The following is a 5125-nucleotide window of genomic DNA, read 5'->3' as shown; positions in this document are numbered from 1 at the left end:
TCCTGATGCTCAAGGTACTCGTCCCATGTGCAATATCCACTCTCCCATATTCGTTTTTCAATCGTTTTTCCAATTCCGGGGATGTGTGTGTAAGTACTTGTAAGCATTTTGTTTGCTCCACTGGACTTTCAGCTATACTTCTATTTAATGATGATGAGTTGCCATTTCTTTAGAAGGATTTAACATTAAGAATACACATTTTATATATAGAATCAACATATAACTTATATTTATTATTAAGAATACAACAGGGACTATCATGCGTGCAGATATAACTTCACTGTTTGGATTAAATGTGTATACGAACCAGGGTACATATGTGGGTAAAGTGAACGACCTCGTCTTCGATGTAGATGAAAGAATTGTTTCGGGGCTTGCTCTTTCAGACATCAATCGTGATATTTTTGATGTCCAGACAAGAGGCGTTATCCTTCCGTACCGCTGGGTGGTCACAACCGGGGACATCGTCATTATTCGTGATGTCGTCAGCAGGTTCAAGAAACCTGCAAAAGAGGAAGCAAAAGACGATTGATGTTATTATGAAAAAACGGGAGATCTATTCCGATCTTCGCTGCATACCGCCTGTGATCGTACGTGTAGATGGCAGGACATTCAAAAATACACTTTCCCGGCTTGGATGTGAAAAGCCGTATGATGAAAAGTTTGCATCTGCAATGGCAGATTCACTTGAGCTTTTTTTCAAAAAAAGTGGAATTAATGCAGCGTTGGCGTACACATTTTCTGATGAGGCAAGTATCCTCTTCTTTGATCTGCCTTTTGACGGGCGGGTCGAGAAATTGGACTCTGTCATATCCAGTTATCTTAGCAGTGCTTTTACCATCAGGATGGGTCTTGATGAACCTGTATCCTTCGATTCGAGGATCGTTCCGGTAAGCAAGGAGAATGTTGCTGAATATCTTATCTGGAGGCAGAGTGAGGCGTGGAGGAACTGTGTAAGTTCATACGGCTATTACACATTGCTTTCGGAAGGTATGAGCAAAAAGGATGCTGCATCGGCCATTAAGGGTAAGAAGGCGCAGGATATACATGAATTGCTATTCCAGCGCGGCATAAATCTCGATAAGGTTCCCATGTGGCAACGCAGAGGGGTTCTTGTCTATAAGGACGATTACGAGGTAGCCGGATTTGATCCTGTGCGCAAGGAAATAAGATCAAGTACAAGGAAAAAAGTGGTTCAGGATTGGGAAGTCCCACAATTCTCTTCTGAAGAAGGTAATGATCTTTTGAAAAAACATCTTATAGGTTATTGATGTATCGTAACCTATATTGGGATGGCTTAACTTTAATGTTTTATTATTCATAAAAATCCTAATATAACGGATTATTTAGAGCGGTGAATTCATGGAAAAGATGGATCTTATAAAAAGGAACGTGCAGGAAATAGTTACGGAAGAGGAACTTACAAAATTGTTGGAGACAAAGGAACATCCTTCAGCATATACCGGCTACGAACCAAGCGGAAAGATCCACATGGGTCACGTTCTTACTGTTAACAAATTACTTGACCTCCAGAAAGCCGGATTTGAGATAACGGTCCTTCTTGCGGATGTTCATGCTTATCTTAATCAGAAGGGAACAATGGAAGAAGTACGCAAGACCGCTGATTACAACAAGGAATGTTTCCTTGCACTTGGTCTTGACCCGGAGAAGACAAATTTCGTTTATGGCTCTGACTTCCAGTTATCTCCTGAATACATGCTTAATGTTCTCAAACTTACTCAGGCCACTTCACTCAACAGGGCAAAGAGAAGTATGGATGAGGTAGGCAGAAAGATGGAAGATCCAAAGGTATCCCAGATGGTCTACCCGATCATGCAGGCAGTGGATATTGCTCTTCTTGGTGTCGATGTTGCAGTTGGTGGCATTGACCAGAGGAAGATACACATGCTTGCAAGGGAAGGTCTTCCAGGGCTTGGTTTTAAGGCACCTCTTTGTATCCACACACCTATCCTTCTCGGACTGGACGGTACGAAGATGTCCTCTTCAAATGAGAACTACATCTCTGTTGACGATGATGAAGCAGCTCTCAAAAAGAAGTTCAAGAAAGCATTCTGTCCGGCAGAAGATATTGAGAACAATCCGGTCCTTGAGCTGTTCAAGTATCACATAAGCCCACGTTATGATGAGATGGTTTTCGAAAGACCGGAAAAGTTCGGTGGTGACCTTGTCTGCAAGAGCTATGCTGAGCTTGAAAAAGTGTTTGCAGACGGCAGTCTTCATCCAATGGACCTGAAGAACGGTGCAGCTAAATACCTCAATGAGATACTCGAACCGGTACGTGCAGTTCTTGGATAATGATATTTTGGCAGAAATTTGTTTCTGCCTACACAACCTATTTAATGCTTGCACTCTAACAATTAATTTAATGAATATATGTTAAGATGGGGAGTAATATGAAATACACATTTCAGGACTCTACCGATCTCCCTCTTCAAAGAGATATTATCAAGGATGTTCAGAATTTCGTTGATATATCAAGAAAGGTCCTTCCGATAGAGAACGCTTCCATTGAAAAGAACGACGATCTCTACAGAAGGCGTATCTCTCTGGAAAAAGGGGTCGATGAGCTCGAGTCTATTAACAGTAAGGTTCTTGAATTCATAAACGGTCTGACGGAAGATTCTGATATGAAAGAGATCCTTGATTACAGGAATTCTGTTTTTGATCAGTGTGATGCTTCTTTCAATAAAAGCACAAAGACAATGCAATTTGAGATAGAGAGCATCAATAATAGCATCGAAGATGGTAATTTGGGTGCAAGCAAACAGATATTGTCGAGTCTCAATTCTCTTTTTGAAGGTGGCATCTATGGGACGACAGACAAGTTCTTCGCTGCAATGAACAGGGGTGTTCTTAGTGGAAAACTTTCATCAACAGTCGCTGGAATGGAATACGAGTCTGACCTTACTTTCAAGGATGACCTGCTAACGGTAAGGGGTGTATATGGCACTCTTTTCCTGCCTACATGGATAAAGTCTGGCATATTTTACAAAGAAGAAAAGGTCAAATTGGAAGAAGTATCCGATTTCATGTTAACGTCCCTGGAGTTTGATGATGTTCGGTTTATGGCCAGTTTCGAGAACAAGAAATCCACCAAACGTTTCAAGGTTGAAATGGACGGCAACTCCTTTGTATTGCATTACCATGGGAACGAGGTGACTGCAGACCCTGCTTTGATGCAGTCTCTGAAATCGGAACATGTGATAGCTTTGCTTGATGCATTTAAAGAACACATTAGTTCCAGCATCCAAAAACACACTCTTGTCAAATTAGTGCTTGATGGCGATGATGCTATCATGAACAATCAGATATTCGATTGCTTGAAACTTATTGCCGAGCAGTTTACAGAACTTATCGACGAGTGTCTTGAAAGGGGTTATGCTAAGGATGAGATCACTATAAAGATCGAGGAGAACGATGGTACTCGCACTGAAAAATATGTGAGCAAGACCGATCTGTTCGACCAGCTTTCGGAGCTTGGCAGTGAAGGTCTGGAACTTGCAAGTCTTCTCGGCGTGGACAACATTTGATCTGAACTCCCGGTACTTTCGTACCGGTACGATCTTTCCTTTCCTTTGCTTTCTCTTTATGGTTTTGCTCTAGAGAATTCTTATTAGTTTATATAATATAAAGCAAAGGAAAAATGTGGGTTGATATCTTTGATAATAAACGATCTTACCATAATCTTCGGTCTATCCATAATAATCCTTTACTTATGTCATCGCCTTCACATTCCCATTATTGTCGGTTTTCTTGTGACCGGAATACTCGTAGGTCCCCATGGCTATGGTTTTATAGATGCCGTCGAAGAGGTGGAGGTACTTGCGGAGATGGGCATCGTCCTTCTTTTGTTCACTATCGGTGTGGAGTTGTCCATTAAAGATCTCTGGAAGATCAAAAGAGCGGTTGTATTCGGAGGCTCTATTCAGGTCCTTCTTACAATTATTGCTGTCTTTTTCATTGCTAACTACCTTGGGTACGGGATAGGCGAATCGATCTTCATTGGCTTCCTTTTCTCTCTGAGCAGTACTGCCATCGTGCTCAAACTGTTGCAGAAACGTGGGGAACTTCAGGCACCTCACGGTCGTTTTTCACTTGCAGTTCTATTGTATCAGGATGTCATTGTCGTACCAATGATACTTATCACTCCATTCCTTGCAGGTGCTGGCTCCATGTCGGATGCTGCTTTTATTCCTATCATCGCAAAAGGGCTTGGCTTGATCCTTCTTGTTTTTGCAAGTGCAAAATGGATCGTTCCACAAGTACTTTTCCAGATAACAAAGACAAGGGATCCCGAACTGTTCTTTCTCAGTATAATCGTCATTTGCCTTTCTGTCGCATGGTTAACATCGAGTCTGGGTCTGTCCCTTGCTCTGGGGGCATTCCTTGCAGGGCTTATCATCTCCGAATCCGAATATAGTCATCAGGCACTGAGTAACCTCATTCCATTCCGTGATATTTTCATGAGCTTCTTTTTCATATCCATAGGGATGCTGCTTGACCTTGGTTATTTCTTCAATGATCCTGTTCTGTTCATACTAGTCGCAGTCTGTGTATTAATGCTCAAATCGGTAATTGCAGGAATGTCTTCGTATTTGCTTGGTTTCCCTTTGCATACGGCTGTAATGGCAGGACTTGGTCTTGCACAAGTAGGTGAGTTCTCCTTCGTTCTCTCCACGTTCGGTGTGGAGTTTGGGCTGCTCACCGATGATGTCTATCAGCTTTTCCTTGTGGTCTCTATTCTTACTATGGCAGTCACATCATCTGTGATGTCCCTGTCCCCGAAAGTTGCAGACAAAGTTGTGAACCTTCCAATTCCTTCAAAAATGAAATGTGGTTTCCACTCCCGTAAAATGATGCCGGTACTTGACAAGAAGGGCCATCTGGAAGACCATCTTATCATTGCAGGATTTGGTTTTAATGGCAGGACAGTTGCAAAAGCTGCAACGGTTGCAGGCATTCCTTATCTTATCCTTGACACGAACCCTGAAACGGTCAGGAAGGAGCAGCTAAAAGGCGAGCTCATCTATTATGGTGATTCTTCCCAGCAGGGTGTTCTGGAGCATGCGGATATCAAAGATGCGAGAGTAATGGTCGTTTGTAT

At 42.3% G+C, this 5125-nt stretch carries 5 protein-coding genes; all 5 read left to right on the top strand.

The genetic code is table 11. From position 1 onward, the window contains the following. The first annotated feature begins 259 nt into the window (after nucleotides 1-259). Nucleotides 260-532, top strand: coding sequence for a PRC-barrel domain-containing protein (locus QAS77_RS10535; protein ID WP_250867913.1), 273 nt, complete (start codon nucleotides 260-262; stop codon nucleotides 530-532). A 7-nt stretch (nucleotides 533-539) separates the two neighbouring features. Beyond that, nucleotides 540-1271 carry a tRNA(His) guanylyltransferase Thg1 family protein gene (locus QAS77_RS10530; RefSeq protein ID WP_305065451.1) on the top strand — a complete coding sequence of 244 codons (732 nt, stop codon included), beginning with the start codon at nucleotides 540-542 and terminating at the stop codon, nucleotides 1269-1271. A gap of 91 nt (nucleotides 1272-1362) precedes the next feature. Next, nucleotides 1363-2316, top strand: a complete 954-nt coding sequence (locus tag QAS77_RS10525) for a tyrosine--tRNA ligase (protein WP_250867911.1) — start codon at nucleotides 1363-1365, stop codon at nucleotides 2314-2316. Between the two features lie 98 nt (nucleotides 2317-2414). Beyond that, nucleotides 2415-3551, top strand: a complete 1137-nt coding sequence (locus QAS77_RS10520) for a hypothetical protein (RefSeq protein WP_250867910.1) — start codon at nucleotides 2415-2417, stop codon at nucleotides 3549-3551. 129 nt (nucleotides 3552-3680) lie between these two features. Then, nucleotides 3681-5125: cation:proton antiporter (locus QAS77_RS10515; RefSeq protein WP_305065449.1), on the top strand; the 1445-nt coding region annotated here is incomplete at its 3' end.

The organism is Methanococcoides sp. (assembly GCF_030594565.1).
In the GTDB taxonomy this organism is placed as follows: Archaea; Halobacteriota; Methanosarcinia; order Methanosarcinales; family Methanosarcinaceae; genus Methanococcoides; species Methanococcoides seepicolus.
This window is presented reverse-complemented; position numbering and strand designations above follow the sequence as displayed.

Coding starts and splice junctions, on each gene's coding strand:
- QAS77_RS10520 (WP_250867910.1), top strand. CDS start 2,415: ATGAAATACACATTTCAGGACTCTACCGATCTCCCTCTTCAAAGAGAT.
- QAS77_RS10525 (WP_250867911.1), top strand. CDS start 1,363: ATGGAAAAGATGGATCTTATAAAAAGGAACGTGCAGGAAATAGTTACG.
- QAS77_RS10530 (WP_305065451.1), top strand. CDS start 540: ATGAAAAAACGGGAGATCTATTCCGATCTTCGCTGCATACCGCCTGTG.
- QAS77_RS10535 (WP_250867913.1), top strand. CDS start 260: ATGCGTGCAGATATAACTTCACTGTTTGGATTAAATGTGTATACGAAC.